General features: G+C 65.4%; 22 protein-coding genes. 9 read left to right on the top strand and 13 right to left on the bottom strand.

Annotated features, from left to right (window positions below):
- Positions 1–457: 457 nt before the first annotated feature.
- Positions 458–1,825, bottom strand: coding sequence for an adenylosuccinate lyase (purB, locus tag LMF57_RS12860; protein ID WP_140225790.1), 1,368 nt, complete (start codon positions 1,823–1,825; stop codon positions 458–460).
- 289 nt (positions 1,826–2,114) lie between these two features.
- Here purB and LMF57_RS12855 point away from each other — a divergent pair, with 289 nt between their 5' ends.
- On the top strand, positions 2,115–3,554 hold the full coding sequence (locus LMF57_RS12855; protein WP_229290000.1) for a class II fumarate hydratase: 1,440 nt from the start codon (positions 2,115–2,117) through the stop codon (positions 3,552–3,554).
- Positions 3,555–3,635: 81 nt separating this feature from the next.
- Here LMF57_RS12855 and LMF57_RS12850 read toward each other — a convergent pair whose 3' ends face one another.
- From LMF57_RS12850 to LMF57_RS12825, 6 genes are all read right to left on the bottom strand, one after another.
- A complete protein-coding gene (locus LMF57_RS12850; RefSeq protein WP_093819044.1) occupies positions 3,636–4,061 on the bottom strand; it encodes a hypothetical protein in 426 nt (141 codons plus the stop codon).
- A gap of 107 nt (positions 4,062–4,168) precedes the next feature.
- Positions 4,169–4,771: a DUF2884 family protein gene (locus tag LMF57_RS12845; protein WP_059064617.1), complete on the bottom strand. Its 603-nt coding sequence runs from the start codon at positions 4,769–4,771 to the stop codon at positions 4,169–4,171.
- Between the two features lie 30 nt (positions 4,772–4,801).
- Complete coding sequence (locus LMF57_RS12840; protein ID WP_117310787.1) at positions 4,802–5,686, bottom strand: DUF2807 domain-containing protein; 885 nt, start codon at positions 5,684–5,686, stop codon at positions 4,802–4,804.
- Between the two features lie 23 nt (positions 5,687–5,709).
- Positions 5,710–6,735: a hypothetical protein gene (locus tag LMF57_RS12835; RefSeq protein ID WP_208082563.1), complete on the bottom strand. Its 1,026-nt coding sequence runs from the start codon at positions 6,733–6,735 to the stop codon at positions 5,710–5,712.
- On the bottom strand, positions 6,732–7,622 hold the full coding sequence (locus LMF57_RS12830) for an ABC transporter ATP-binding protein (RefSeq protein ID WP_032976317.1): 891 nt from the start codon (positions 7,620–7,622) through the stop codon (positions 6,732–6,734). The genes LMF57_RS12835 and LMF57_RS12830 overlap by 4 nt, the downstream gene beginning before the upstream one ends.
- On the bottom strand, positions 7,622–7,981 hold the full coding sequence (locus tag LMF57_RS12825) for a GntR family transcriptional regulator (RefSeq protein ID WP_012511573.1): 360 nt from the start codon (positions 7,979–7,981) through the stop codon (positions 7,622–7,624). The genes LMF57_RS12830 and LMF57_RS12825 overlap by 1 nt, the downstream gene beginning before the upstream one ends.
- Before the next feature lie 620 nt (positions 7,982–8,601).
- Between LMF57_RS12825 and LMF57_RS12820 the strand changes: the two genes are divergently transcribed.
- From LMF57_RS12820 to LMF57_RS12800, 5 genes are all read left to right on the top strand, one after another.
- On the top strand, positions 8,602–9,189 hold the full coding sequence (locus tag LMF57_RS12820) for a glutathione peroxidase (protein ID WP_025876823.1): 588 nt from the start codon (positions 8,602–8,604) through the stop codon (positions 9,187–9,189).
- A gap of 96 nt (positions 9,190–9,285) precedes the next feature.
- Complete coding sequence (locus LMF57_RS12815; RefSeq protein WP_229289999.1) at positions 9,286–10,263, top strand: FKBP-type peptidyl-prolyl cis-trans isomerase; 978 nt, start codon at positions 9,286–9,288, stop codon at positions 10,261–10,263.
- A 23-nt stretch (positions 10,264–10,286) separates the two neighbouring features.
- Entirely contained in the window at positions 10,287–11,636 is a 1,350-nt protein-coding gene (locus LMF57_RS12810) for a UDP-glucose/GDP-mannose dehydrogenase family protein (RefSeq protein ID WP_208082564.1), read from the top strand.
- Positions 11,629–11,868 (top strand): SlyX family protein, encoded by a 240-nt coding sequence (locus tag LMF57_RS12805; RefSeq protein WP_025876828.1) that lies wholly within the window; start codon positions 11,629–11,631, stop codon positions 11,866–11,868. The genes LMF57_RS12810 and LMF57_RS12805 overlap by 8 nt, the downstream gene beginning before the upstream one ends.
- Positions 11,869–11,878: 10 nt before the next feature.
- Positions 11,879–12,562 (top strand): DUF2058 family protein, encoded by a 684-nt coding sequence (locus LMF57_RS12800; protein WP_140225798.1) that lies wholly within the window; start codon positions 11,879–11,881, stop codon positions 12,560–12,562.
- A gap of 74 nt (positions 12,563–12,636) precedes the next feature.
- On the opposite strand, the gene metH is transcribed toward LMF57_RS12800, so the two are convergent.
- Genes metH through LMF57_RS12785 form a run of 3 tightly spaced genes read right to left on the bottom strand, consistent with a single transcriptional unit; the run spans position 12,637 to position 17,407 of the window.
- Positions 12,637–15,321 (bottom strand): methionine synthase, encoded by a 2,685-nt coding sequence (metH, locus tag LMF57_RS12795; RefSeq protein ID WP_229289998.1) that lies wholly within the window; start codon positions 15,319–15,321, stop codon positions 12,637–12,639.
- A gap of 54 nt (positions 15,322–15,375) precedes the next feature.
- Complete coding sequence (locus tag LMF57_RS12790) at positions 15,376–16,470, bottom strand: homocysteine S-methyltransferase family protein (RefSeq protein ID WP_229289997.1); 1,095 nt, start codon at positions 16,468–16,470, stop codon at positions 15,376–15,378.
- Between the two features lie 7 nt (positions 16,471–16,477).
- The gene (locus tag LMF57_RS12785; protein WP_208082571.1) at positions 16,478–17,407 is read right to left on the bottom strand and encodes a metalloregulator ArsR/SmtB family transcription factor; all 930 of its coding nucleotides are present in this window, start codon (positions 17,405–17,407) and stop codon (positions 16,478–16,480) included.
- A 163-nt stretch (positions 17,408–17,570) separates the two neighbouring features.
- Between LMF57_RS12785 and LMF57_RS12780 the strand changes: the two genes are divergently transcribed.
- The 3 genes from LMF57_RS12780 (at position 17,571) to LMF57_RS12770 (ending at position 19,548) form a co-directional block, all read left to right on the top strand.
- A complete protein-coding gene (locus LMF57_RS12780) occupies positions 17,571–18,719 on the top strand; it encodes an acyl-CoA dehydrogenase family protein (protein WP_132824734.1) in 1,149 nt (382 codons plus the stop codon).
- A gap of 121 nt (positions 18,720–18,840) precedes the next feature.
- Positions 18,841–19,155, top strand: coding sequence for a hypothetical protein (locus LMF57_RS12775; protein WP_117310779.1), 315 nt, complete (start codon positions 18,841–18,843; stop codon positions 19,153–19,155).
- A gap of 105 nt (positions 19,156–19,260) precedes the next feature.
- Positions 19,261–19,548 carry a hypothetical protein gene (locus LMF57_RS12770; protein ID WP_080148450.1) on the top strand — a complete coding sequence of 96 codons (288 nt, stop codon included), beginning with the start codon at positions 19,261–19,263 and terminating at the stop codon, positions 19,546–19,548.
- A 155-nt stretch (positions 19,549–19,703) separates the two neighbouring features.
- Here the strand turns inward: LMF57_RS12770 and LMF57_RS12765 are convergent, their stop codons facing one another.
- From LMF57_RS12765 to LMF57_RS12755, 3 genes are read right to left on the bottom strand one after another with little or no spacing between them, the layout of a single operon-like run.
- Positions 19,704–22,877 (bottom strand): multidrug efflux RND transporter permease subunit, encoded by a 3,174-nt coding sequence (locus LMF57_RS12765; RefSeq protein ID WP_093819057.1) that lies wholly within the window; start codon positions 22,875–22,877, stop codon positions 19,704–19,706.
- A 14-nt stretch (positions 22,878–22,891) separates the two neighbouring features.
- Positions 22,892–24,157 carry an efflux RND transporter periplasmic adaptor subunit gene (locus tag LMF57_RS12760; RefSeq protein WP_208082569.1) on the bottom strand — a complete coding sequence of 422 codons (1,266 nt, stop codon included), beginning with the start codon at positions 24,155–24,157 and terminating at the stop codon, positions 22,892–22,894.
- Positions 24,157–24,813 carry a TetR/AcrR family transcriptional regulator gene (locus LMF57_RS12755; protein WP_025876846.1) on the bottom strand — a complete coding sequence of 219 codons (657 nt, stop codon included), beginning with the start codon at positions 24,811–24,813 and terminating at the stop codon, positions 24,157–24,159. Before LMF57_RS12755 ends, LMF57_RS12760 begins: the two co-directional genes overlap by 1 nt.
- Positions 24,814–25,023 lie beyond the last annotated feature (210 nt).

The raw sequence follows: 25,023 nt of genomic DNA, 5'->3' as shown, positions 1-25,023 counted from the left end.
ACGTCCCTGTAAGCTTGGCCGCGGCATCCATGCCGCGGACACCCCCGCGCAGCCCACCCGCCCGGCCTCTGACAGTTTCCCGCGTGGCCCGCCACGGAATGGAAGAAGAAAATCAAAGGCAACAGCGGGTCGCGCGCTGCGCTTGCTCCAACTGCCTGCGCCATAAACAAAGAGGGACGCGGCGAAGCCGCGTCCCTCTCTCAATTCCGTCCCGACAACCCAACGCTCTTCGATCCGTCACCGGGAATCTGTCAGAGGTGGGGCGGGTTGGGTTCGCGGGACCGTTGGCGCCATGGATGGCGCCATCGAGCCTCCAGGGATGGATTCACGGCGTGTCCCGCGAACCCAACCCGCCCCGCCCAGCTCGCAGCAATTCAGAGCCGCTTTTGACGTTGCCGTTGCTGTTGCTGTTGCCTGCCGCAGGCAGCGCCCGCGGCCGCCGCCGCAAGGAAAACCCTTAAATCTTCTTCGCCAGCGACTCGGCCAGGCCGGTGTAGCTGCCCGGGGTCATCTCCAGCAGGCGCTGCTTGGCATCGGCCGGCAGCTCCAGCCCCTGCACGAAGGTGCGCATCGACTCGGCCGTGATGCCCTGGCCACGGGTCAGCGCCTTCAGCTGCTCGTACGGGTTCGGCAGCCCATGGCGGCGCATCACCGTCTGCACGGCCTCGGCCAGCACTTCCCACGCCGCATCCAGATCGGCGTCCAGGCGCTGCGGGTTCACTTCCAGCTTGCCCAGGCCCTTGGCCAGCGAATCCAGCGCCACCTGGCTGTGACCGAACGCGGTGCCCAGCGCGCGCAGCACGGTGGAATCGGTCAGGTCACGCTGCCAGCGGCTGATCGGCAGCTTCGCGCTGAAATGCTCGAACAGCGCGTTGGCGATGCCGAAGTTGCCTTCGGCGTTCTCGAAATCGATCGGGTTGACCTTGTGCGGCATCGTCGACGAACCGACTTCGCCTTCCTTCAGGCGCTGCTTGAAGTAGCCCAGCGAGACGTAGCCCCAGATGTCGCGGGCCAGGTCGATCAGGATGATGTTGGCGCGGCGGGCGGCATCACCGATCTCGGCGATGTTGTCGTGCGGCTCGATCTGGGTGGTGTACGGGTTGAACACCAGGCCCAGCCCGGTCACGAAGCGCTCGGCGAAGGCCGGCCAGTCCACATCCGGGTAGCTGGCGATGTGCGCGTTGTAGTTGCCGACGGCGCCGTTGATCTTGCCGGTCAGTTCAACCGCGGCGATCTGCCGGCGCTGGCGCTCCAGGCGGGCGACCACGTTGGCCAGCTCCTTGCCCAGCGTGGTCGGCGAGGCGGTCTGGCCGTGGGTGCGCGACAGCATCGGCTGGCCGGCCTGGGCATGGGCCAGCGTGCGCAGTGCAGTGGCGATGCCGTCCAGGGTCGGCAGCAGCACCTCGCGACGGGCCTGTTCCAGCATCAGGCCGTAGCTGAGGTTGTTGATGTCTTCGCTGGTGCAGGCGAAATGCACGAACTCCAGCGCCGGCGCCAGCTCGGCATCGTCCTTCAGCTGTTCCTTGATGAAGTACTCCACCGCCTTGACGTCATGGTTGGTGGTGCGCTCGATCTCCTTCACGCGCGCGGCCTGGGCCGGGCTGAAGCCGCTGGCCAGTGCACGCAGGCGGACGATGGCAGCGTCGGAGAACGCGGCCAGCTCGACGATGCCCGGCTCGGCGGCCAGGGCCAGCAGCCACTCCACTTCGACCGTGACACGGGCCTTGATCAGGCCGTACTCGGAGAAGATCGGGCGCAGGGCGTCGACCTTGCCGGCATAGCGGCCATCGAGCGGGGACAGGGCGAGCAGGGCGGATTCGGACATGTCGGCAGGGCTGGGACGAGCGGCGGGGCCGATATTCTACGACGCGTGGCCTTCGCATGCTCGGTAGCGCCGGGCCATGCCCGGCCGATGGTGGCCGCGCTGCGCGCTCGCCGGGCGCGGCCCGGCGCTACCCGTTCAATCGGCCCTGCGGATGAAACGATCTGGCCCGTCCTCGCCATCCCACGCTGCGGACAAGGGAGTATCGTTGTCGCAGCCGCCAGCCCGGGAAGCGACACCCTGCCAGCCGCCGCTTTCCTTTCCCCAACTGAAGAAGTGCGGAGTTGATGCAATGAGCAAAGCTGCAAGCAAGAGTGCCCCCAAGGGATTCCGGATCGAGCACGACAGCATGGGTGAGCTGCAGGTGCCTGCCGACGCGCTGTGGGGCGCGCAGACCCAGCGCGCTGTACAGAATTTCCCGGTGTCGGGCCAGCGCATGCCGCGCGGTTTCATCCGTGCGCTGGGCCTGGTCAAGGGCGCTGCCGCCGGCGTCAATGCCGAGCTGGGCCACCTGCCGAAGACCGTGGCCAAGGCTATCCAGTCTGCCGCGGCTGAAGTGGCGGACGGCACGTGGGACGCGCAGTTCCCGATCGACGTCTACCAGACCGGCTCGGGTACGTCCTCGAACATGAATGCCAACGAGGTGATCGCCACCCTGGCCAATCGCGCCGGCAAGGCCGGCAAGACCACGGTGCACCCGAACGATCACGTCAACCAGGGGCAGAGCTCAAACGATGTGATTCCCACGGCGCTGCGCGTGTCGGCCGTGCTGGCCACCCATGAGCAGCTGCTGCCGGCGCTGGTGCACCTGCGCCGGACGCTGGACAGGAAGGGCCGCAGCCTGCGCAAGGTGGTCAAGACCGGCCGCACCCATCTGATGGATGCGATGCCGCTGACCTTCGAACAGGAATTCGGTGCATGGTCGGCGCAGTTGGCCTCGGCCCAGGAGCGCATCGAGGACAGCCTCAAGCGCGTGCGCCGCCTGCCGCTGGGCGGTACCGCCATCGGCACCGGCATCAATGCCGACCCGCGCTTTGGTGCACAGGTTGCCAAGGCGCTGAAGCAGCAGACCGGCTTCAAGTTCGACAGCGCCGAGAACAAGTTCGAAGGCCTGGCCGCGCAGGACGATGCGGTGGAGCTGTCGGGCCAGCTCAATGCGCTGGCGGTAGCCCTGATCAAGATCGCCAACGACCTGCGCTGGATGAACGCCGGCCCGCTGGCGGGCCTGGGCGAGATCGAACTGCCGGCACTGCAGCCGGGGTCCTCGATCATGCCGGGCAAGGTCAATCCGGTGATCCCGGAGGCGACGGTGATGGCCTGCGCGCAGGTGATCGGCCACCACACGGCGATCACCGTGGCCGGCCAGACCGGCAACTTCCAGCTCAACGTCACGCTGCCGCTGATCACGGTGAACCTGCTCGATGGCATCGGCCTGCTGGCCAATGTGTCGACCCTGCTGGCCGACAGCGCCATTGCCGGCCTGAAGGTGCGCGAGGACCGTGTAGCCGAGGCGCTGGCGCGCAATCCGATCCTGGTGACCGCGCTGAACCCGATCATCGGTTACGAGAAGGCCGCAGCGATTGCCAAGCGCGCCTACAAGGAGCAGCGCCCGGTGCTGGACGTGGCGCTGGAAGACAGCGGCCTGGCCGAAGCCGAGCTGCGCCGCCTGCTGGATCCGGCCGCGTTGACGGCCGGCGGCATCCAGGCCGGTGGCGGTGGTGCCGGCGGCTGATCGAACGGTGTGCGGGCCGAGGTCCGCAGCCACCACAGGCGAGAAAGAAGAACGCCGCCCGGAAGGGCGGCGTTGTTCGTTTCAGCGACGGTCGGCGACGATGTTGCCGAAGGTCTCGGTGTAATCCTTGAACTCGGGAATGGTCTGCACCAGGTCCGGCGGAATCACCTGCATGCCCTCCGGCGGCACGATCTTCACCGGCTGCATGTCGGGGTCGGCCGGTGCGGCCACCAGCGTGTTCTGGCGCAGCACCTGCAGCTTGCCGAACATCGTCTGCAGCATCTGCTTCTGTTCGGCGTTGAGCGGGATCAGGATCTCGTCGATCTTCATCTGCCCGTCGGGCAGGATGATGATGTTCGGTGCCGGCTGGCGGCGAACGGTCACGATGCTCTCGCTGACGGATATCTTGGGTTTGCCACGCTCGGCGCGGTGGTTGCGGTAGTCCTGGTCACAGCCGACCAGGCCCAGGCAGAGCAGGGCGGCCAGCAGCAGAAACAGCTTTTTCATGGCGGTTCGATGAAGTGCATCCGGGGCTGCCATTGTAAGCCCGCCGGGGCGCAGCGGCCGGCAACGCAGGTGCGCGGCCGGCCGGGTGCGCTGATCTGTCACAGGGGTCAGCGGTTGACGACGGTGTCCTTGCCGCAGTCGTCCACATCGCTCTGGTCCATCGTGGCGTAGGGCTTGAACGCCGGCAGCGAGGCAGCCAGGGCCTGCTGGCTGGCCAGCATGGCCGGCATGCGGTCGCAGATGCGCTTGGCCTGCGCTTCGATCTTGGCGGCCTCGGCGTTGATCCGTTTCTCGATGCCTTCGCTGTCACCGCTGAAGATGCCCTTCAGTGCTTCACCGGCAGCGTTGGCGCCGAGCTTGGCACCTGCCAGGCCGACATCCATGCCGTCCATCGCCACCGCCACCACGTGGCCACGGTAATCAAGCAGCTGGCGACGCTGGCCATCGTCCAGCGCCACCGGCTTGCCACCGATCAGCAGCTGTCCCTGCGGGGTGATCTCCGCGCGTGGCTGGTTGTCGGCCGAGATCTTGATGTTGCCTTCGGCGATTTCCCTGCGGGCGTCGTCCATCGCTTCCTTGACGGTCTGGCCGACGCCGCCCGCGGTCTCGGCCACCGCCTTGCCGGCGGTCTTGTCGGGGCTGGACGTGTCGCCACAGGCGATCAGCGGCAGGCACAGCAGGGCAGCAGGCAGCAGACGCAGCAGACTCATGGCATTCCCCTCGGATCGGATGGTTGGACGTTACTTGCCGCGCGGCAGGGTGATGGTGCCGGACACGTTGCGATGCTGGACATCGCCGCTGCCGCTGTGCTCGACGATGAGGTTGCCGCGCACGCCGTCGACATCGATGTCGCCCGAGCCGTGGCTGCGTACGCGGACATTGCCGCCGACCTGCTCGATATCGACGTTGCCGGAGCCGACCACGCCGACCTCGACGTTGCCCTGCACCTGCTTGAAGCCGATGTCGCCCGAACCGACGGTATCCAGCCGCGCGTTGCCACGCACGTCGGTCACCTTCAGGTCACCGGAGCCGACGGTGCCGACGCTGGCATCACCGCCGATGTTGCGGGCGTTGACGTCGCCCGAACCCAGCGAGAGCAGGTTGAATGACGCGGCGCCATCAACGTCCAGGTCGCCCGAACCCACGGCGGCATGCACGCTGCCACGGGTGCCGCGGGCGATGCCATCACCGGAGCCCACGTCCATGCTCAGCGACTGCGCGTTCTCGATGCTGCCATCGCCCGAGCCGATCTTGAACTGCAGCGGCAGGTTGTCCGGCACGCTGCCACGGATGTCCAGCCAGGCGTAGCTGTTACCCATCGACAGCGCGTCGCGGCTGTCGCGGCGCAGGCTCACCACCAGCTTGTCGCCCACGCGGCGCTGGTCCAGCACCAGCTGGTCCAGCCAGTCCTTGTTGGACGCGCACGCGCGGCCTTCGAGCTGGCCGCCACCCGCGCTGGCGACCACTTTCAGGTCATGCTGGTTGATCTCGAACACCACCGCTTTGGCACCGGCCGCGTCGATCTTCAACGCGCGCGGCGCGGAGAACTTGCAGTTCGGTGCATCGGCGGCCAGCGCCGACAGCGGCAACAGCAACAGTGCAGTACAGGCAATCAAGGAACGCATGGGTGGTGCCTCCAGGTTGACGATCAGATTTCGCCAGCGCGCTTGCGCAGGCGGATGGCGATGAAGATGAAGGCCACGCCGAAGGCCGCGCCGATCCACAGGTCGGGCATCGCCAGCGACTTCAGCTGGGCAGAGGGCGCCATCAGCGCCACGATCGAGTCCAGATCCTGCCTGGATTCGCCGCCACCGGCGCGGTACAGCAGGTCCATTCCCGGCATCGCACCCAGCAGCAGACGGCCGACGATGTGTTGCCAGAACCAGCCGGTGGTCAGGTCGAACAGGTGCATCAGCTTGGTGGTGCTGACGATGATGCCGGCGAACAGCGGCAGCATCACCGCCCACAGGAACGGCTTGCTCCGTGCCCAGGCCGAGCACAGCAGCAGCCAGCCGGCGGTGGGCAGCGCCCACAGGGCGTACACCGGAATGGATACGAACATGCCCATGACCAGGCTCATCGGATTGGCAGGGCCCACGATCAGCTGCATCGCATCGCCGCCGTGGGAGACCACCACCAGGCACAGTATCAGCATGAAAACGAGCAGGGTCAGGCTGGACGCGATGATGGCGATGAGCGGTGCGACGATCAGTGCACTGAGTACCTTGGACAGCACGGTCTGGGTGTCCGACAGCGGCAGCGACTTCCAGAACAGGATGCTGCGGTCGCGGCGATCGTCATACAGGGCGCCCAGGCAGTAGAAGAACACCACGAAGGCCAGCACGATCAGCGGCCAGGACGAGGTCAGTACCATCGCCAGGTCCAGGCCGTTGCCCAGGTCGGCCATGTCCTTGGCGCTGATGTCGCGGGTCAGCACGGCCAGATCCAGGCCGTTGATGTTCACGCTCTCGCCGTCGATGTGCAGGCCGCCGTCGCGCGCGGCACGATGCAGGGCGAACAGGCCCAGGGCGATGCCGATGCCGCTCATCAGCAGCGAGACGATGCCGGCGATCACCGGGGCGTACAGGAAACCACCGCGGTTTTCCCAGTATTCGCGCTTGAGCAGCCAGCGCAGGGTGCCTGCGGGACTGACAGGATGGTTGACGGCATTCATGCGTAGGTCCCCTTCATGACAGCGACGAACAGATCGGCAAGGCCGGCGTTGCGGGTTTCACCCAGGCTGGCCAGCTGGCTGCGTGGCACCCCGTCGAACAGCAGGACGGTCTTGCCGAAGGCCTGGCTGCGCTCGTCGATGGGCTTCAGTGCGCGGGCGGTTTCAAGCTGGTCGGCACCGACCAGCAGCTCGGTATAGCGGTCGCCGACTTCGTCCATTTCCGCATTGAGGACGATGCGACCATCGCGGATGAACATCACGTCGGTGAGGATGTGTTCGATTTCTTCCACCTGGTGGGTGGTGACGATGATCGTCTTCTGCTCGTCGAAGTAGTCCTCCAGCAGGCGCTGGTAGAACTCCTTGCGGTACAGGATGTCCAGGCCGAGCGTGGGTTCGTCCAGCACCAGCACCTTGGCGTCGATGGCCATCACCAGGGCCAGGTGCAGCTGCACGATCATGCCCTTGGATAGTTCACGCACGCGCTGCTTCGGCTGCAGCTTGGTGTTGGCCAGGAAGCGTTCGCAACGGGCGCGATCAAAGCGGGGATGCACGCCGGCGACGAAGTCGATCGCCTCACGCACCTTCAGCCAGCGCGGCAGCACGGCGACATCGGCGATGAAGCAGATGTCGTTCATCAGATCGTCGCGGTGAACGCGCGGGTCACGGCCGAGCACGCTCAGCTCGCCTTCCACCGAGGTCAGGCCGAGCACCGCCTTCAGCGCGGTGGTCTTGCCGGCACCATTGGGGCCGATCAGGCCGATGATGCGGCCTGCCGGAATGGAGAAGCTGGCGTTGTCGAGCGCGAGCGTGTTCTTGTAAGCCTTGCGAAGGCCACGGGCGGTAATGACAGCGTCGCTTGGCACAGCGGTAGTGGGACTGGCATTCATCAGAATTTCCCCTGGGGCAACAATTCGTCGAGACTCAGGCCCAGTCGCTGGATGCGTTCCAGTACGGCCGGCCATTCTTCATTGAGGAAGCGTTCGCGCTCGCTGCTGCGCAGCTGCGTGGCCGCCTGTTCGGTCATGAACATGCCCAGCCCGCGGCGCTTCTCGACCAGGCCTTCATCGGCCAGCTCCTGGTAGGCGCGCGAAACGGTGATGGGGTTGAGCTGGTAATCGGCGGCCACCTGGCGCACCGAAGGAAGGGCATCGCCCGGCTTGAGGATTCCGTCAAGCATCATGGCGATCACGCGTTCCTTCAGCTGGCGGTAGATGGGAGCGCCGTCGCTCCACTGGATGTCGCTCATATTCAGCTCCGTGGGGTCAGCGGCTGTGCGAACGAGAAATACGGCATGGACAGGGAGCTGTGCAGCCGACGCGGGGGAGGGGGAGGAGCGGCATTCCCTGCCGTGGGTGCTGCTGCGTCCTGCGTACTGTCTTCGGAGAGGGTGGGGGAGGACGCGGCCGGCGGTGCCGGCATGGCCAGCCAGACCAGTACGAACAGGGTTGATACCGCGGTGACCGCGGGGGCGGCAAGGCTGCGACGCATCCGGCTGTTCATGGTTCCCCCTGTCTCAGGTGACTGGTGTTGTATGCAACTATAACACCGGCACGCCTGTGTGCAAGTCCTGCCCCCACCCAACTGATGGCAGGGGTGGTCACAGCACCGCAATATTCGTTCAACCGCTTGATATGCATCGAAAATGAGAAACTGCGGAGGCGCGTTTTCAGTCGGCCTCCCATTCAGTCATGTCCATGCTATGTCATCAGCAGCGGGCTGGGATGCGCGGCAGACTGCTTCCGCCACGCCGTGCAAAGCGCGACAACGCATGCGCTCCAGAGACGTGCAGACCCCGGTGCTATAGTTCGGCCGATTCCCGGCCGGTCACGGCCGGACCCCTGGAATGGCTACCGCGGACCGTCTCCCATGCCTTTGTCGACTGCCTCCTCGCGCCGCCTTCGCGGCCTGTCCCTGTTGACCCTGCTGGCCGCGGGCCTGGCCACGTCGGCCGCCGCTTCGGCCGCCGATCTGCTGGATCTGTCGTACCGGCCGCTGGCGGGCAAGCAGCAGGTCAACCTGCAGCAGCGTTACCACGGGCAGGTGCTGCTGGTGGTCAATACGGCAAGCAAGTGCGGCTATACCCCGCAGTACGAGGGTCTGGAAGCGCTGCAGAAGCAGTACGCCGGCAAGGGGTTTGCCGTGCTCGGCTTCCCGTCCAACGATTTCAAGGGGCAGGAGCCCGGTGACGAAAAGCAGATCCAGGATTTCTGCACGCTTACCTATGGTGTGAAGTTCCCGATGTTCGAAAAGGTGCACGTGACCGGCGCGCAGGCCACGCCGCTGTATCAGCGCTTGACCGCCGCCACCGGCGTGGCGCCGGCGTGGAATTTCCACAAGTATCTGGTCGGACGCGATGGCACGGTCATTGCCCAGTTCGCCAGCAAGGTCACCCCGGATGATCCGCAGCTGAAAGCGGCCATCGACAAGGCGCTGGCGGCACCGGCCGCACATTGAATGCCGGCACGGATGCCTCGACATCGACGGCATGCGTGCGACAATACGTGTTTTCGCGCCGACGTCGGCGTCCAGTCACTTCCAGGAATGCAGCGAATGAAAATGGGAATGCGCGGCGCCGCGGCGTCGGTTCTGATTCTGGCGATGGGCACTTCCGGTGTCGCCCTGTCGCAACAACCGGCCGCTCCTTCGGCCGCCAAGGAGACCGCACCCTTGAATTCCCCCAAGCAGAAGCTCGGCTACGCCATTGGTCTGGATGTGGCCAAGTCGTTCGCGCCGATCGCCGATGAAATCGATGCAGCCGCGCTGCGCACTGCCGTGGAGCGTTCCTTCGAAGGCCTGCAGCCGCAGATCACCCAGGAACAGGCCAAGGCGACCGATGCCGCCCTGCGCCAGGTGGTGATGGCCCGTAGCGGCCAGCAGGTGCCGGGCGTCGCGCCGGGCTCGCAGCCGGCGAAGGTCGATCGGGTCAAGGTCGCGCAGATGATCGGTGCTTATTCGGTGGGTCCGTCGCTGGCACAGCTGAAGGACGATATCGATACCGCTTCGCTGTTTGACGCAATCAACACTGGCCTGAGCAAGGGCCAGCCGAAGATGAGCGAAGCCGATGCCACTGCCACCATCCAGTCGTTCATGGGTGCCAAGCAGGCCGAGATGCAGGCAAAGGCCGCACAGGCAGCGCAGACCAACCGTCAGGAAGGCAACGCGTTCCTGGCCAAGAACAAGACCCAGCCGGGCGTGGTGACCACCCCGTCGGGCCTGCAGTACCAGGTGATCCGTCCGGGCAGTGGCGAGCGTCCGTTGCCCTCCAGCAAGGTGCGCGTGAACTACGAAGGCAAGCTGCTCAACGGCACGGTGTTCGACAGTTCCGCGGGCCGTGGCCCGGCCGAATTCGGTCTGGACCAGGTCATCAAGGGCTGGACCGAGGGCGTGGCCCTGATGCCGGTCGGCTCGAAGTACCGCTTCTGGATCCCGGGTGAACTGGCATACGGCGAGAACGGCACCCCGGGTGGTCCGATCGGTCCGAATGCCACCCTGACCTTCGACGTCGAGTTGCTGGGCGTTCTGCCGTAAGCCACCACGGAGTCAGCACGGATATGCGCGTTGCGATTTTTGGTACCGGCTACGTAGGTTTGGTGACCGGCACCTGCCTGGCCGACGTCGGCCACCAGGTGGTCTGCGTCGATATCGACCAGGCCAAGGTGGATGGCCTCAACCGGGGCATCATCCCGATCTACGAGCCCGGCCTGGAGCCGATGGTGAAGGCCAACCACGCCGCGTCGCGGCTGGTGTTCACCACCGACGCGGCGACCGCCATCGGCCACGGCCAGGTGGTGTTCATCGCCGTGGGCACGCCGCCGGACGAGGATGGCAGCGCCGATCTGCAGTACGTGCTGGCCGTGGCCCGCACCATCGGTCGGCACATCTCGGTGCCGACCGTGGTGGTCAACAAGTCGACGGTGCCGGTGGGCACCGCCGACAAGGTGCGTGCGGCCATTGCCGAAGAGCTGGCGGCGCGTGGGGCGGATATCGCCTTCGATGTGGTGTCCAACCCTGAATTCCTGAAGGAAGGCGACGCCGTTGCCGACTGCATGCGGCCAGACCGCATCATCATCGGTGCGACCAATGCCGAGTCGGTCGCAGTGATGCGACGCCTGTACGCGCCGTTCAACCGCAACCACGACCGCGTGGTGGAGATGGACGTGCGTTCGGCCGAGCTGACCAAATACGCCGCCAATGCAATGCTGGCAACCAAGATTTCGTTCATGAATGAAATCGCCAACATCGCCGAACGCGTGGGCGCCGACGTCGAGCAGGTCCGCCAGGGCATCGGTTCGGACCCGCGTATCGGCTGGCACTTCATCTACCCGGGTGCCGGTTACGGCGGTTCGTGTTTCCCCAAGGATGTGCAGGCACTGGCCCGCACCGCGCAGCAGGCCGGCCTCGAGCCGAAGCTGCTGAACGCGGTGGAGGCGGTCAATGAATCGCAGAAGGGGCATCTGTTCGCGCTGATCCAGCGCCACTACGACAAGGGCGAAGATGAAGGCGTGCGCGGCAGGACGTTTGCCGTGTGGGGCCTGGCGTTCAAGCCGAACACCGACGACATGCGCGAGGCCTCCAGCCGCCGCCTGCTGGCCCAGTTGTGGGAAGCCGGTGCGACAGTGCGCGCGTACGATCCGGAGGCGATGCATGAATCGCGGCGGATCTTCGGCGAGCGCGATGATCTGGTGTTCTGTGACAGCGCCGACGATGCGCTGCAGGGCGCCGATGCACTGGTCGTGGTGACCGAGTGGAAGCAGTTCCGCAGCCCCGATTTCCAGATGCTGCGCGAGCGGCTGAAGGATGCGGTGGTGTTCGACGGCCGCAATCTGTACGAGCCTGCCGAAGTCGAGGCCGCCGGCCTCGCGTATTACGGCATTGGCCGGGGGCGTTCGCTGCATGTCTGAAGTACCGACCGAACGTGAGCAGGCGCTGGAAGCGCGCCTGGTCGAGCTGGAGATGCGCGTGTCCTTCCAGGAGCACGCGCTGGCCGAACTGAGCGATGCACTTGCAGACGCGCGCATGGAAGGCAGCCGCAATGCCGGCATCCTGCGCGTGCTGCTGGAAGACCTGGGCAAGGTCCGCAATGCATTGAATTCTTCTGATCCGGCGAGCGAACCGCCGCCGCCGCACTACTGATCCATATCCTATGAGCGATACCCTCCGCGACCAGCTGATGGGCCTGGGCTTCAAGCCCGCGCCCAAGCCCGAGCGCAAGAATGATGCCCCCCGCCGTGATGGCCGCCCGCAGGGCAAGGGTGGCGCTGGCAATGGAAAGCCGCAGCACGCTGGCAAGGGCGAACACAAACCCGGCGAGCGACGGGCGCATGGCAATGGCGGCCCGGGCAAGCCCGGCCAGCAGCGTGGCCAGGGCCACGGGCAGGGGCCGCGCAAGCCGCGTACCGCCGAGGAAATGGATCTGGCCAAGGCCTACGCGATCCGTGCCCAGCGCGAAAAGGAAGAGCGCATCGAGACCGAGCGCCTGAAGCAGGAAGAAGCCCGCCAGCGCCGCGAGGCCAAGGTGAAGCTGGAAGAACTGCTGAAGGACAAGAGCCTGAATGCTGAAGCGGCCGATATCGCGCGCCACTTCCCGTACGGCGGCAAGATCAAGCGAATCTACGTCACCGCCGCGCAGCTCAAGGCACTCAATGCCGGTGAACTGGGCGTGGTCCAGCTCAACGGTCGCTACCTGCTGGTGACAGCTGAAGTCCTGGCCCAGTCTGAAGCGGTGTTCGCCGCTTCGGTGGCGTTGAAGGTCGACCCGAATGCACCGGCCGAGGACGATCCCTACGCCGACCCGCAGTACCAGGTACCCGACGACCTGGTCTGGTAGTCGCAGACATAAAGGGGGCGTAGGGGGTCAAGTTGTTTATGGCAAAAACGACTTGATCCCCTCCCTCCCCTTTTTCATTCCGGATCGTAATCCAGGTTCGAGGCCAGCCAGCGTTCGGCCTGGGCACGGTCCACGCCCTTGCGGCGTGCGTAGTCGGTGACCTGCTCGCGACCGAGGCGGCCGACCACGAAATACTGGCTCTGCGGGTGGCTGAAGTAGTAGCCCGATACCGCCGCGGTCGGCAGCATCGCGAAGCTCTCGGTCAGTTGCATGCCGGCGTTGGTTTCCGCGCCCAGCAGGTCGAACAACCGGCGTTTTTCGCTGTGCTCGGGGCAGGCGGGGTAACCGGGCGCGGGGCGGATGCCGCGGTACTTTTCGTCGATCAGCGCTTCGTTGTCGAGCGTTTCGGCGTGGTCGTAGCCCCAGAACCCGGTGCGTACGCGCTGGTGCAGGCGTTCGGCCAGGGCTTCGGCAAAGCGGTCGGCGAGGGCCTTCAGCAGGATCGCGTTGTAGTCATCATGGTCGGCCTCGAAACGGGCCACGTGCGCGTCGATGCCGATGCCCGCGGTGACTGCGAAGGCGCCGATCCAGTCCTGCTTGCCGCTGTCGGCCGGGGCGATGAAATCGGCCAGGCAGAAATCCGGACGTTCGGCCGGCTTGTCCACCTGTTGCCGCAGGAAGTGCAGGGTGGCCTCGCCATCGGGATGCTGCACACGTACGTCGTCGCCGATGCTGTTGGCAGGCCACAGGCCGAACACGGCCTTGGCCTGCAGCCACTTCTCGTTGACGATGCGCTCCAGCATCGCGCGCGCGTCCTGGTACAGCTCGCTGGCCTGGGGGCCGACGATCTCATCGGTGAGGATGGCCGGGTACTTGCCGGCCAGCTCCCAGGCCTGGAAGAACGGCGTCCAGTCGATGTAGGGCACCAGTTCGGCCAGCGGGTAGTCATCGAATACATGCAGGCCCGGCTGCTTCGGTGCGGGTGGCGTGTACGCCTGCCAGTCGCACTGGAACTTCTGGGCACGTGCATGTTCCAGCGAGACCAGGCGCTTGGCGTCACCGCGGTTGCGGTGGCGGGTGCGGATCTCGGCGTAGTCCGCCTCGTTGGCGGCGACGAATGCATCCCGCAGCTCGCGCGAGATCAGCGACTGCGCCACGCCCACCGCACGCGAAGCGTCCTTCACCCAGACCGTCGGCGCTTTGTAGTGCGGGTCGATCTTCAGCGCGGTGTGCGCACGCGAGGTGGTCGCGCCGCCGATCATCAGTGGCAGGTCAAAGCCCTGCCGCTGCATTTCACGGGCGACATGGCTCATTTCTTCCAGTGACGGCGTGATCAGGCCGGACAGGCCGATGATGTCAGCCTGGTGCTCGCGGGCGGCATCGAGGATCTTCTGCGCCGGCACCATCACGCCCAGATCGATCACCTCGAAGTTGTTGCAGGCCAGGACCACGCCGACGATGTTCTTGCCGATGTCGTGCACATCGCCCTTCACCGTGGCCATGATGATCTTGCCGTTGCTCTTGGCGGTGTCGCCGCTGCGGGCCTTTTCGGCTTCGATGTAGGGCAGCAGGTAGGCCACTGCCTTCTTCATCACCCGTGCCGATTTCACCACCTGCGGCAGGAACATCTTGCCGGCACCGAACAGGTCGCCGACCACGTTCATGCCGGCCATCAGCGGGCCTTCAATGACGTCCAGCGGGCGGCTGGAACGTTGCCGGGCTTCTTCGGTATCGGCGTCGACCCAGGCATCCAGGCCATGCACCAGCGCATGGGCCAGCCGGGCGTCCACCGGCTTCTCGCGCCAGGCCAGGTCTTCGGTCTTCGCCGCGCCCTTGCTGCCCTTGTAGCGCTCGGCGATTTCAAGCAGGCGCTCGGTGGCATCACGGCGGCGGTTGAGGATCACGTCCTCCACGCGCTCGCGCAGTTCCGGCTCCAGCTCGTCGTAGATCGGCATGGCGCCGGCGTTGAGGATGCCCATGTCCATGCCTGCGGCGATCGCGTGGTACAGGAACACCGAGTGGATCGCCTGGCGCACGGTTTCGTTGCCACGGAACGAGAACGAAACGTTGGACACGCCGCCGGACACATGGCAGTGCGGCAGCGTCTGCTTGATGATGCGGGTGGCTTCGATGAAGTCGACCGCGTAGTTGTCATGCTCTTCAATGCCGGTGGCGACGGCGAAGATATTCGGATCGAAGATGATGTCCTGCGGCGGGAAGCCGATTTCATCGACCAGCAGGCGATAGGCGCGGGTGCAGATTTCAACCTTGCGCGCACAGGTGTCGGCCTGCCCGCTCTCATCGAAGGCCATCACCACCGCGGCCGCGCCGTAGCGCAGTACCTTGCGCGCATGCTCGCGGAACACGTCCTCGCCTTCTTTCAGCGAGATCGAATTGACCACGCTCTTGCCCTGCAGGCACTTCAGGCCAGCCTCGATCACGCTCCATTTGGAGGAATCGACCATCACCGGAATGCGCGCGATGTCCGGCTCGGACATGATCAGGTTGAGGTAGCGGGTCATCGCCGCTTCCGAATCGATCAGGCCCTCGTCCATGTTGACGTCGAGGATCTGTGCGCCGCTGGCTACCTGCTGCCGGGCCACGTCCACCGCTTCTTCGTAGCGGCCTTCCTTGATCAGCTTGCGGAACTGCGCGCTGCCGGTGACGTTGGTGCGTTCGCCGACATTGACGAACAGCAGATCCGGGGTGATGACCAGCGGTTCCAGGCCGGACAGGCGGGTAGGGCGGACAGGCGTCATGATCGGCGGCAACTCAGCGGCAACAGGGGGACGTGCGTGAGGGGGTGCAGGTGTTCATGCCGCCTGCACCTGGGCGGCAGGCAGGGCGCGGGGCGGCAGCCCGGCCACCGCCAGCGCGATCGCGCGGATGTGGTCCGGGGTGGAGCCACAGCAGCCGCCGACCAGGTTGAGCAGGCCATCTTCGGCAAAGCCACGCAGGGTGGCGGCCATTTCCTCGGGTGTTTCGTCGTACTCACCGAATGCATTGGGCAGGCCGGCGTTGGGATGGGCACTGACGTAGCAGTCCGACACCTGCGACAGGGTTTCCACGTGCGGACGCATGGCATCGGCGCCAAGTGCGCAGTTCAGGCCGATCGACAACGGCCGTGCATGCGCGAGTGACGCCTGGAACGCCTCGGCGGTCTGTCCGGACAGGGTGCGCCCGGAAGCATCGGTGATGGTGCCGGAAATCATGATCGGCAGCCGCGCGCCTCGTGCATCGAAGGCCTCCTCGATGGCGTACAGCGCAGCCTTGGCGTTGAGCGTGTCGAAGATGGTCTCGACCATGATCGTGTCGGCGCCACCATCGATCAGGCCATCGATGGCTTCGCGGTAGGTGCCGCGCAGCTCATCGAAACTGGTGTTGCGGAAGCCGGGATCGTTGACGTCCGGGCTGATCGAAGCAGTGCGGCTGGTCGGGCCGAGCACGCCGATGACGAAGCGCGGCTTGTCCGGTGTGGTGGCCGCCACCGCATCGCAGCAGGCACGTGCGACGGCGGCACCCGCCTTGTTCAGCTCGTACACCAGGTGTTCGAGGTGGTAGTCGGCCTGGCTGACCGAGGTGGCGTTGAAGGTGTTGGTTTCCACCAGGTCCGCGCCCGCTTCCAGGTAGGCGGTGTGGATGCCGGCGATGACCTCTGGCCGGGTCAGCAGCAACAGGTCGTTGTTGCCCTTCAGGTCGTGGCCTTCGGGTGTGCCGCCGTGGTCGCAGCCGGGCCCATGGGCGTGGTCGTAACCGCCGGCGAAGCGCTCGCCCCGGTAATCGGCTTCCTGCAGGCCGTGGCGCTGGATCATCGTGCCCATCGCGCCGTCGATGATCAGGATCCGATCACGCAGGGCAGCGAGCAGTGATTCCACGCGTTGCGGGTGCAGCCAGGGCAGGGCGGGCATGGCGACCTCAGGGCTTGTTGGCGATCAGCGAGATCACTTCGAAATGCGGTGGGCGCTTTTCGCGGGTGACCGTTTCCAGGTTGGAGACCAGCAGGCCGGCCTTGTCGACGAACTTCTTCAGCTCCTTGTCGCTGAAGCCGAGGTTGACGTGGCCATAGGCATCGACCGCGGCCTTGTGCTCGTGGCGGGCCAGGCTGCACAGCAGCAGGCGACCACCCGGGCGCAGCACGCGCGCGGCTTCGGTGACCGCCTGCGCGGGTTTGCTGGCGTAGGTCAGGGCGTGCATCAGCACCACCAGGTCGAAGCTGCGGTCCTTGAAGGGCAGGGCATGCATGTCGCCCTCGCGGACTTCCACGTTCGGCAGGCGGCGCAGGCGTTCGCTGGCGGCGGCCACTACACGTGCGCTGGTGTCGATGCAGACATAGCGCCTGGCGTGCGGTGCGACCAGTTCGGCCAGCACGCCGTCACCGGAAGCGATATCCAGCACGTCGCCGGTTTCCAGCAGTGGCAGTGCGGTACGTGCCAGCGCCTCCCAGGTGCGGCCCGGGGAGTAGTGGCGTTCCATGTCGCCGGCCACGCTGTCGGCCCAGTTCTGGTCAGCCGCGCGGTGGGCGAGCACCGCAGCTACCCGTTCAGCATCCTGGCGCAGCAACGGGTCATCGCTTCCGTTGCTCAGGGCATGCCACAATGCACGCTGCGCCGGATCCAGCTGGGCTTCGTCGAAGCGGTAGTACGCCGATACGCCTGCACGGCGATCGCGCACCAGGCCGGCTTCCTTCAGGCGCGCCAGATGCGTCGATACCCGCGGCTGCGCCAACCGGGTGATGGCCGAAAGCTCGGCCACGGTCAGTTCTTCCTGCTCCAGCAGCGCCAGCAGGCGCACCCGGGTAGCATCGGCGAACACCTTCAGGCGGGTCGACCAGTCTTCCAGATCCATAAACATCTACCTATCGCGATATAGAGATATATTCGCCGACGAGGACTGCCCGGTCAAGCCGCCGCCAGGGCCGAGTCAGCCGCCAATGCGCCGCCCCCGTTACAATCGGCGAACCTGGGCGCGCGCTGCGCGGCCCATAACATCATGTACCCGGGAGGGTGTTGTGGATTTCAGCTTTACCGAAGAGCAGTTGATGCTGCAGGACGTTGCGCGCCGGATCGCGCAGGAAAAGATCGCGCCGAGTGCGGAGCACCATGACCGTACTGGCGAGTTCCCGCTGGACAACATCCGCCTGCTGGGCGAGAACGGCCTGATGGGCATCGAAGTGCCGACCGAATACGGTGGCGCGGGCATGGACCCGATCGCGTACGTGCTGGCGATGGTGGAGGTCGCCGCCGGTGATGCTGCGCATTCGACCATCATGTCGGTCAACAATTCGCTGTTCTGCAACGGCATCCTGAACCATGGCAGCGAAGCGCAGAAGCAGAAGTACGTGCGCGCCATCGCCGAAGGCGAGGCCATCGGTGCATTCGCGCTGACCGAGCCGCAGTCGGGCTCGGACGCGACTGCGATGCGTTGCCGCGCGGTCAAGCAGGCCGACGGCAGCTATGTCATCAATGGCAAGAAGAGCTGGATCACTTCCGGCCCGGTGGCCAAGTACATCGTGCTGTTCGCGATGAGCGAGCCGGACAAGGGCGCGCGAGGCATCACCGCGTTCATGATCGACACCGACAAGGCCGGTTTCGGCCGTGGCAAGACCGAACCGAAGCTGGGCATCCGTGCCTCGGCCACCTGCGAGATCGAGTTCAACGATTACGTGGCGCAGCCCGAAGACGTGCTGGGCCAGGAAGGCGAGGGCTTCAAGATCGCCATGGGCGTGCTTGACGCCGGTCGTATCGGCATCGCCTCGCAGGCGATCGGCATCGCCCGTGCCGCCTACGAGGCAACCCTGGAGTACGTGAAGGACCGCAAGGCCTTCGGTGCGGCCATCGGCACCTTCCAGATGACACAGGCGAAGATCGCCGACATGAAGTGCAAGCTGGATGCGGCGCTGCTGCTGACCCTGCGCGCGGCATGGGTGAAGGGCGAGGGCAAGCGCTTCAGCAACGAGGCCGCCATCGCCAAGCTGACTGCTTCCGAAGCGGCAATGTGGATCACCCACCAGGCCGTACAGATCCATGGCGGCATGGGCTACTCCAAGGAAATGCCGCTGGAGCGCTACTTCCGTGATGCCAAGATCACCGAGATCTACGAAGGCACCTCGGAAATCCAGCGCCTGGTGATCGCCCGCAACGAAACCGGGCTGCGTTGATTTTCCTGCGCCGCGCCGCTGCAATGGCGGCGCGGCAGTAGATCCACGCCATGCGTGGATGAGGTCGTTGCCTAGTGCTTCTGCCCATCCGTCGGCCAGGAACTGGAAGAGGAAACGAGTCATGGACGCGTTGATCGAACGCATCGACCAGCTGAGTGCGCCAGGTGCGTTTCTGGATTTCCATGTGGATCCCGGGTTGCCCTTGCTGGGACAGCTGGACGCGTTGAAAGAAGATCTTCTGCAGTGGCAGTTGCCTGGCGGCAAGGTGCTCGACGTCGGTTGGTATCCCGAGTTTGATGCTTCTGGCAGCTTCCGGATCCTGCTGATCGACGGAACCGATTGGGACGTCCCGCTGTTCAGCGCGCAGGCGCACTCGCTGGCGCAACTACAAGAACAACTGCGACTGGCCGTAGCCCGCGCAGGCTGCAACGTCTAGCGCCGAGCGACTGCTGCGGGAATCAGGTGTCCAGATGGCGTGTCCGCCTCTTGCCTGCCAGGATTCATGCTGCTCCAATGCGGATCGTTTTTCTGGAGATACCGCATGATCTACCGCGGCTGGGGCTTCATGACGCTGGTGACGCCGATCGCAGGCATCCTGTTGCTGGCGTACTTCTTCCCGCACGACGGCGCCAAGGGCAACATCCCGCTGCAGCAGGTGCTGCTGGGTGGTGGCATCGGTGCGGCAGTGAACGTGCTGCTGGGGTTGTGGCTCAATCGCGCGCCCCGGCAGGAGGGAGAGGCTGCGCCGCATCATTTCTTCTTCGTGCCGATGCAGTGGGTCGCATTGGTGATCGTTGCAGTGTGCGTGATGATCTCGCTGCTGCGCTGACACGTCGCCTTGGAGAGCGCCAACCAAGGTTGGCGACTACCGGGCATGCCGCTGCTTTGGTGGATGCCAACCTTGGTTGGCATGGATTCAAAAGCAGCAAAGAAGAAAGGCCCCGGATCGCTCCGGGGCCTTTCTCGCTTCAACTTACCGTCGGATCAACGATCCGGGCGGTGAGCGCTTTCCGCATCACGCTGGCGGCCGAGGAATTCCTTCGACGGTTCATCCAGCTTGTCGCCCAGCATGCGGCGCACCACCACGAAGAACACCGGGATCATCAGCAGGCCGAGCAGGGTGGCGAACAGCATGCCGCCGATCACGCCGGTACCGATGGCGTGACGCGAGTTGGCGCCGGCACCGGTGGAGATCGCCATCGGGATGACGCCCATGATGAACGCGAAGGACGTCATCAGGATCGGGCGGAATCGCAGGCGCGCCGCTTCGATGGTGGCATCGCGCAGGGTCTTGCCCGCCGCACGCTGCTCCACCGCGAACTCCACGATCAGGATCGCGTTCTTCGCGGCCAGGCCGATTACCGTGATCAGGCCGATCTTGAAGAACAGATCGTTCGGCAGGCCGCGCATCATCGACAGGGCGAGTGCGCCCAGCACGCCAAGCGGCACCACCAGCAGCACCGCCACCGGGATCGACCAGCTTTCATACAGCGCGGCCAGGCACAGGAACACCACCACGATGGACAGCACCAGCAGCAGTGTCGCGGCGTTGCCGGCCAGGATTTCCTGGTAGGACAGGCCGGACCAGTCGTAGCCGAAGCCGGCCGGCAGGTCGTCGTTGACGATGCCTTCCATGGTCTGCATCGCTTCGCCCGAGCTGGTGCCCGGTGCCTGCGAGCCGACGATGTTGATCGCCGAGTAGCCGTTGTAGCGGCTCAGCGACGGCGGTGCCGAGACCCATTCGGACTTGACCACCGTGCTCAACGGAATCATCGCGTTGGTGCCATCGGCATTGGTGGTCAGGCTGGACGGGCTGTAGAAGCTCTTCAGCGATTCCTGGCCAGTGCGGTACGGACCATCAGCCTGCATGGTCACGCGCTTGATGCGGCCTTCGTAGAAGAAGTCGTTGACGTACACCGGGGCCAGCATCAGCTGGATGGTGCTGTACACGTCCGACACCGACATGCCCATCGACTGCGCCTGCACGCGGTCCACGTGCAGCTGCAGCTGCGGGGCGTTTTCCAGGCCGTTCGGGCGCACGCCCACCAAGTGGTCCGGCTTCTGCGCGGCCTGGCCGAGCAGGATGTTGCGGGCCTGGGTCAGCTGCTCGTAACCGGCACCACTACGGTCCTGCAGCCACATGTCGAAGCCGCCGAACTGGCCAAGACCCTGCACGGTCGGCAGGTTGACCACGAAGATCTGCGCTTCCTTGATGCCGTAGAACGCGCCGTTCATGTTCTGGATGAATTCCGGAGCAGTGAACTTGCGCTCTTCCCACGGCTTCAGGCGGATGAAGCCCATGCCCACGTTCTCGCCGGAGCCGACGAAGCTGAAGCCGGCCACCTGCAGCATGCCTTCATAGCCATCCTGCTTTTCCAGGATGCCGCGCATCTGCGCGAACGCTTCGTTGGTCTGGCTCTTGGTCGAGCCCGGCGGCAACTGCACGATCGCCAGTGCATAGCCCTGGTCTTCCTCAGGCAGGAAGCTGCCCGGCATGCGGGTGAACAGGAAACCGCACAGCACGGTCAGCACCACGAACAGGATCATCCAGCGTGGTGCGTGGCGCACCGCCGAGGTGATGTGACCCACGTAGGTGTGGCTGATCTTGTCGTAGTACTTGTTGAAGGTGCGGTAGACGATGTTCGGGTTGTCGTTGTGCGTCGGCTTGAGGAACGTCGCGCACAGCGCCGGGGTGAAGCCCAGCGCCAGGAACGCCGAGAACGCCATCGAGATGGCGATGGTCAGGGCAAACTGCTTGTAGATCTCACCGGCGGCACCGCCCTGCAGGGCCGAGGGGATGAACACCGCCGCCAGTACGACCGTGATGGCCACCACCGCGCCGGTGATCTGGGTCATCGCCTTCTGCGTGGCCGGCTTCGGCGCCAGGCCTTCCTCGGTCATGATGCGTTCGACGTTCTCGATCACCACGATCGCGTCATCGACCACGATGCCGATGGCCAGCACCATCGCAAACAGGGTCAGCTGGTTGATCGTGAAGCCGATCATCCACATGCCCAGGAACGTACCCAGCAGGGCCACCGGGATGACCAGGGTCGGGATCAGGGTGGCGCGGAAGTTCTGCAGGAAGATCAGCATCACCAGGAACACCAGCAACACCGCTTCGAACAGGGTCTTGACCACTTCCTGGATCGAGATCTTGACGAAGGTGGTGCTGTCATACGGCGAGAACCAGGTGACGCCGGCCGGGAAGCTGGGCTGCAGCTCGTCCATCTTGCCGCGCACCGCCTCGGCCACGTTCAGGGCGTTGGCGCCCGGCAGCAGCTGGATGGCGAAGGCACCGGTGGGCTTGCCGTTGTACTGGGTATCGAAGCCGTAGTTGTTGGCACCGAAGGCGACGCGGGCGATGTCCTTCAACAGCACGCGCGAGCCATCGGCATTGGCGCGCAGGATGATGTTCTCGAACTCCTGCGGCGAGCTGAAGCGGCCTTCGGCCGACACCGTGGCGGTGAAGTGCTGGCCTTCCGGCGACGGGTCGGAGCCCAGTGCACCGGCGGCGAACTGCACGTTCTGCGCGCGTACCGCCGCCAGCACCTGGCTGGCCGACAGGCCATAGCCCTGCATCTTTTCCGGGTTGAGCCAGATGTTCATGGCGTACTCGGAACCGAACTGCTGGGTGCTGCCGACGCCGGGGATGCGCGAGACCTGGTCGAGCACGCGCGAACCGACGATGTCGTTCAGTGCGTCACGGTTGATGGTCGGCGTATCGGACTGCAGCGCCACCACCATCAGGAAGCCGGCGTTGGCCTTGGCCACCACCACGCCCTGCTGGGTGACTTCCGAAGGCAGTCGCGGCGTGGCCAGCGAGACCTTGTTCTGCACCTGCACCTGGGCGATGTCCGGATCGGTACCGGTCTCGAAGGTCAGGGTGATCGAGGCGCGGCCGTTGGAGGCGGACGAGGAGCTGAAGTACAGCAGGTGATCGATACCGGTCAGCTGCTGCTCGATCACCTGGGTGACCGATTTCTCCGTGGTATCCGCACTTGCGCCCGGGTAGGTGGCCGAGACGGTCACCTGCGGCGGGGCGATGTTGGGGTAGGACTCCACGCCGAGGTTGAGGATCGCGATCACGCCGCTGAGGGAGATCAGGATCGCCACCACCCAGGCGAAGACTGGATGTTCGATGAAAAATTTAGGCATGACGGAAGGTCCCGTTACTGCTTGTTCGATTCGGTGGCGGCCGGCTCGGCCTTGTCGGCCTGGTCAGCCTTGGCCGGTGCCTTGGCGTCGGCCGGAGCTGCAGCAGGCGCGCCCGGAGCAGCACCGCTGGCGGCAGGCTTGCCGTTGGCGTCCTGGCCCGGGGTCCACGGCTTGGCCGTGGCCGGCGTGCCTTCCTTGACCTTCTGCACGCCGGCGACGACCACCTTGTCACCCGCGGCCAGACCCTCGCTGACCAGCCAGTTGCCGTTCTGCGCGCCGTCGGTCTTGACGTTCTTGCGGACGACCTTGCCGTCGGCACCCACCACCATCACATAGCCGCCGTTGGTGTCACGCAGCAGGGCCTGCTGCGGCACCAGGTAGGCATTGTTGCGCTCGCCCAGGTTGGCCTGGAAGCTGACGAAGGCGCCCGGCAGCAGGATCTTCTGCGGGTTCGGCAGCACCGCGCGCAGCGACACCGCGCCGGTGGCCGGGTCGACCGTGGTCGAGGAGAAGTCCAGCGTGCCCGGCTCGCTGTAGGTGCTGCCGTCGGCCAGCTTGACGTTGACCGTGGCCTTGCCGTCGCCGGACAGGGCCAGGTTGCCCTTGGCCTGCTGCGCACGCAGCTGGGTCAGTTCATCCACGCTCAGCGAGAAGTTCACGTACAGCGGGTCGAGCTGGTCCACGGTGGTCAGCAGGGTCACATCGCCCTGGCCCACCAGTGCGCCTTCGGTGACCTGCTGCTTGTTGGCCACGCCACTGATCGGCGCGGTGACTTCGGTGTAGCCCAGGCTGATGCGCGAGGACGTCACCGCAGCTTCGGCCTGCTTGACCGCGGCCAGCGCGGTGCGCTCGGCCGACTCGGCATTGTCCAGGTCGGCCTTGGACACGAACTTCTGCGGCGCCAGCGAACGGGCGCGGTCAGCGGCGACCTTGGCGTTGGCGTAGGTCGCGCGGGCCGAAGCCAGCTGGGCCTCGGAGGCGTTGAGCGAAGCGCGCAGCGGCGCCGGGTCGATCAGGAACAGGGTCTGGCCCTGCTTGACCTCGCTGCCTTCCTGATAGACGCGCTTGAGCAGCACGCCGGGTACGCGGGCGCGCACGTCGGCGCTGCGGAACGGCGACAGGCGACCGACCAGCTCGCGCTGCAGCGGCAGGGTCTGCGGCTTGGCGTCGATCACGCCCACCTCCGGCGGTGGGGGCGTCGGCTGTTCCGGCTTCTTGCAGGCAGCTACGGCGACAGCGACGGCGCACGTCAAGGCAAGGGTGCGGAGTGGGGCGGTCATCAGGAGGAACTCCGGGGTTGGTTTGAAGACGGGGCCGGCGAGGGCTGCGGCGCGAACGCGCGCAGGAAGCCATCGACGGAGAACTCTGCCCAGCGCCGACGCAAGGCTGCGTCATCACGATGGGGGGTATGGAAGCGCTGTTTGTCGAAATCCTGACCGGCAATCATGCTCAGCAGCAGTTCGGCCATGAAGTGCGGGTCGTCATGCCGCAGCAGACCGCGGCTGCAAACGGTTTCAATCCATTCAGCAAGATGAAGTGTCAACGCGCCGGCACCATGCCGGTACAGCGTACGCGCCTCTTCGGGAAACTGTGCGGCATCGGCGGCGATCAGGCGGCAGGCCTGGCCGACGTGGGGCTGGTTGAAGTGCTCCAGGAAGTCGGTGGCGAACTGCAGCAGGCTGCCACGCAGGTCGTCACCGCGGAGTGCACGCAGCATGGCCCCGGTGGCGTGGCCGACGTGGCGCTGCATCACCCGCCGCAGCAGGGCCTGCTTGTTGCCATAGCGCGAATACAGGGTCTGCTTCGAGCAGCCTGCATGCTGGGCGACTGCGTCCATGCTCATCTGCATGCCCTGTTGGGCAAGCAGTTCGCGCACAGCGTCGAACACGCGCTCATCACGCGCGTCGAGGGCGACAGGAAGGTAGGCCGGATTCACGCGGTGGACTATACCGTCCAGTTCAGGATTGTGGAATCGCGCCGATGTTGCCGCATGTGTCTTCCGGTAACACGTTTTGCCGATCCTGTCGGCAACGCTGTGCGACTGCGATGCCCATACCGGTGCGAACTGAATAGGGCGTCTAAACCGCAGCAAACCCGAATCTGGTTATTCCGTCCTGCAGCAAGGCCTTTTCGTGCGGTAGGGCTA

The sequence above is a fragment of the Stenotrophomonas sp. SI-NJAU-1 genome, from assembly GCF_020883215.1.
GTDB classification, from domain to species: Bacteria; Pseudomonadota; Gammaproteobacteria; order Xanthomonadales; family Xanthomonadaceae; genus Stenotrophomonas; species Stenotrophomonas indicatrix.
This window is presented reverse-complemented; position numbering and strand designations above follow the sequence as displayed.

What these genes read in the sequence shown, in the direction of transcription:
- purB (WP_140225790.1), bottom strand. Translation starts at nt 1,825, where the DNA reads ATGTCCGAATCCGCCCTGCTCGCCCTGTCCCCGCTCGATGGCCGCTAT.
- LMF57_RS12855 (WP_229290000.1), top strand. Translation starts at nt 2,115, where the DNA reads ATGAGCAAAGCTGCAAGCAAGAGTGCCCCCAAGGGATTCCGGATCGAG.
- LMF57_RS12850 (WP_093819044.1), bottom strand. Translation starts at nt 4,061, where the DNA reads ATGAAAAAGCTGTTTCTGCTGCTGGCCGCCCTGCTCTGCCTGGGCCTG.
- LMF57_RS12845 (WP_059064617.1), bottom strand. Translation starts at nt 4,771, where the DNA reads ATGAGTCTGCTGCGTCTGCTGCCTGCTGCCCTGCTGTGCCTGCCGCTG.
- LMF57_RS12840 (WP_117310787.1), bottom strand. Translation starts at nt 5,686, where the DNA reads ATGCGTTCCTTGATTGCCTGTACTGCACTGTTGCTGTTGCCGCTGTCG.
- LMF57_RS12835 (WP_208082563.1), bottom strand. Translation starts at nt 6,735, where the DNA reads ATGAATGCCGTCAACCATCCTGTCAGTCCCGCAGGCACCCTGCGCTGG.
- LMF57_RS12830 (WP_032976317.1), bottom strand. Translation starts at nt 7,622, where the DNA reads ATGAATGCCAGTCCCACTACCGCTGTGCCAAGCGACGCTGTCATTACC.
- LMF57_RS12825 (WP_012511573.1), bottom strand. Translation starts at nt 7,981, where the DNA reads ATGAGCGACATCCAGTGGAGCGACGGCGCTCCCATCTACCGCCAGCTG.
- LMF57_RS12820 (WP_025876823.1), top strand. Translation starts at nt 8,602, where the DNA reads ATGCCTTTGTCGACTGCCTCCTCGCGCCGCCTTCGCGGCCTGTCCCTG.
- LMF57_RS12815 (WP_229289999.1), top strand. Translation starts at nt 9,286, where the DNA reads ATGAAAATGGGAATGCGCGGCGCCGCGGCGTCGGTTCTGATTCTGGCG.
- LMF57_RS12810 (WP_208082564.1), top strand. Translation starts at nt 10,287, where the DNA reads ATGCGCGTTGCGATTTTTGGTACCGGCTACGTAGGTTTGGTGACCGGC.
- LMF57_RS12805 (WP_025876828.1), top strand. Translation starts at nt 11,629, where the DNA reads ATGTCTGAAGTACCGACCGAACGTGAGCAGGCGCTGGAAGCGCGCCTG.
- LMF57_RS12800 (WP_140225798.1), top strand. Translation starts at nt 11,879, where the DNA reads ATGAGCGATACCCTCCGCGACCAGCTGATGGGCCTGGGCTTCAAGCCC.
- metH (WP_229289998.1), bottom strand. Translation starts at nt 15,321, where the DNA reads ATGACGCCTGTCCGCCCTACCCGCCTGTCCGGCCTGGAACCGCTGGTC.
- LMF57_RS12790 (WP_229289997.1), bottom strand. Translation starts at nt 16,470, where the DNA reads ATGCCCGCCCTGCCCTGGCTGCACCCGCAACGCGTGGAATCACTGCTC.
- LMF57_RS12785 (WP_208082571.1), bottom strand. Translation starts at nt 17,407, where the DNA reads ATGGATCTGGAAGACTGGTCGACCCGCCTGAAGGTGTTCGCCGATGCT.
- LMF57_RS12775 (WP_117310779.1), top strand. Translation starts at nt 18,841, where the DNA reads ATGGACGCGTTGATCGAACGCATCGACCAGCTGAGTGCGCCAGGTGCG.
- LMF57_RS12770 (WP_080148450.1), top strand. Translation starts at nt 19,261, where the DNA reads ATGATCTACCGCGGCTGGGGCTTCATGACGCTGGTGACGCCGATCGCA.
- LMF57_RS12765 (WP_093819057.1), bottom strand. Translation starts at nt 22,877, where the DNA reads ATGCCTAAATTTTTCATCGAACATCCAGTCTTCGCCTGGGTGGTGGCG.
- LMF57_RS12760 (WP_208082569.1), bottom strand. Translation starts at nt 24,157, where the DNA reads ATGACCGCCCCACTCCGCACCCTTGCCTTGACGTGCGCCGTCGCTGTC.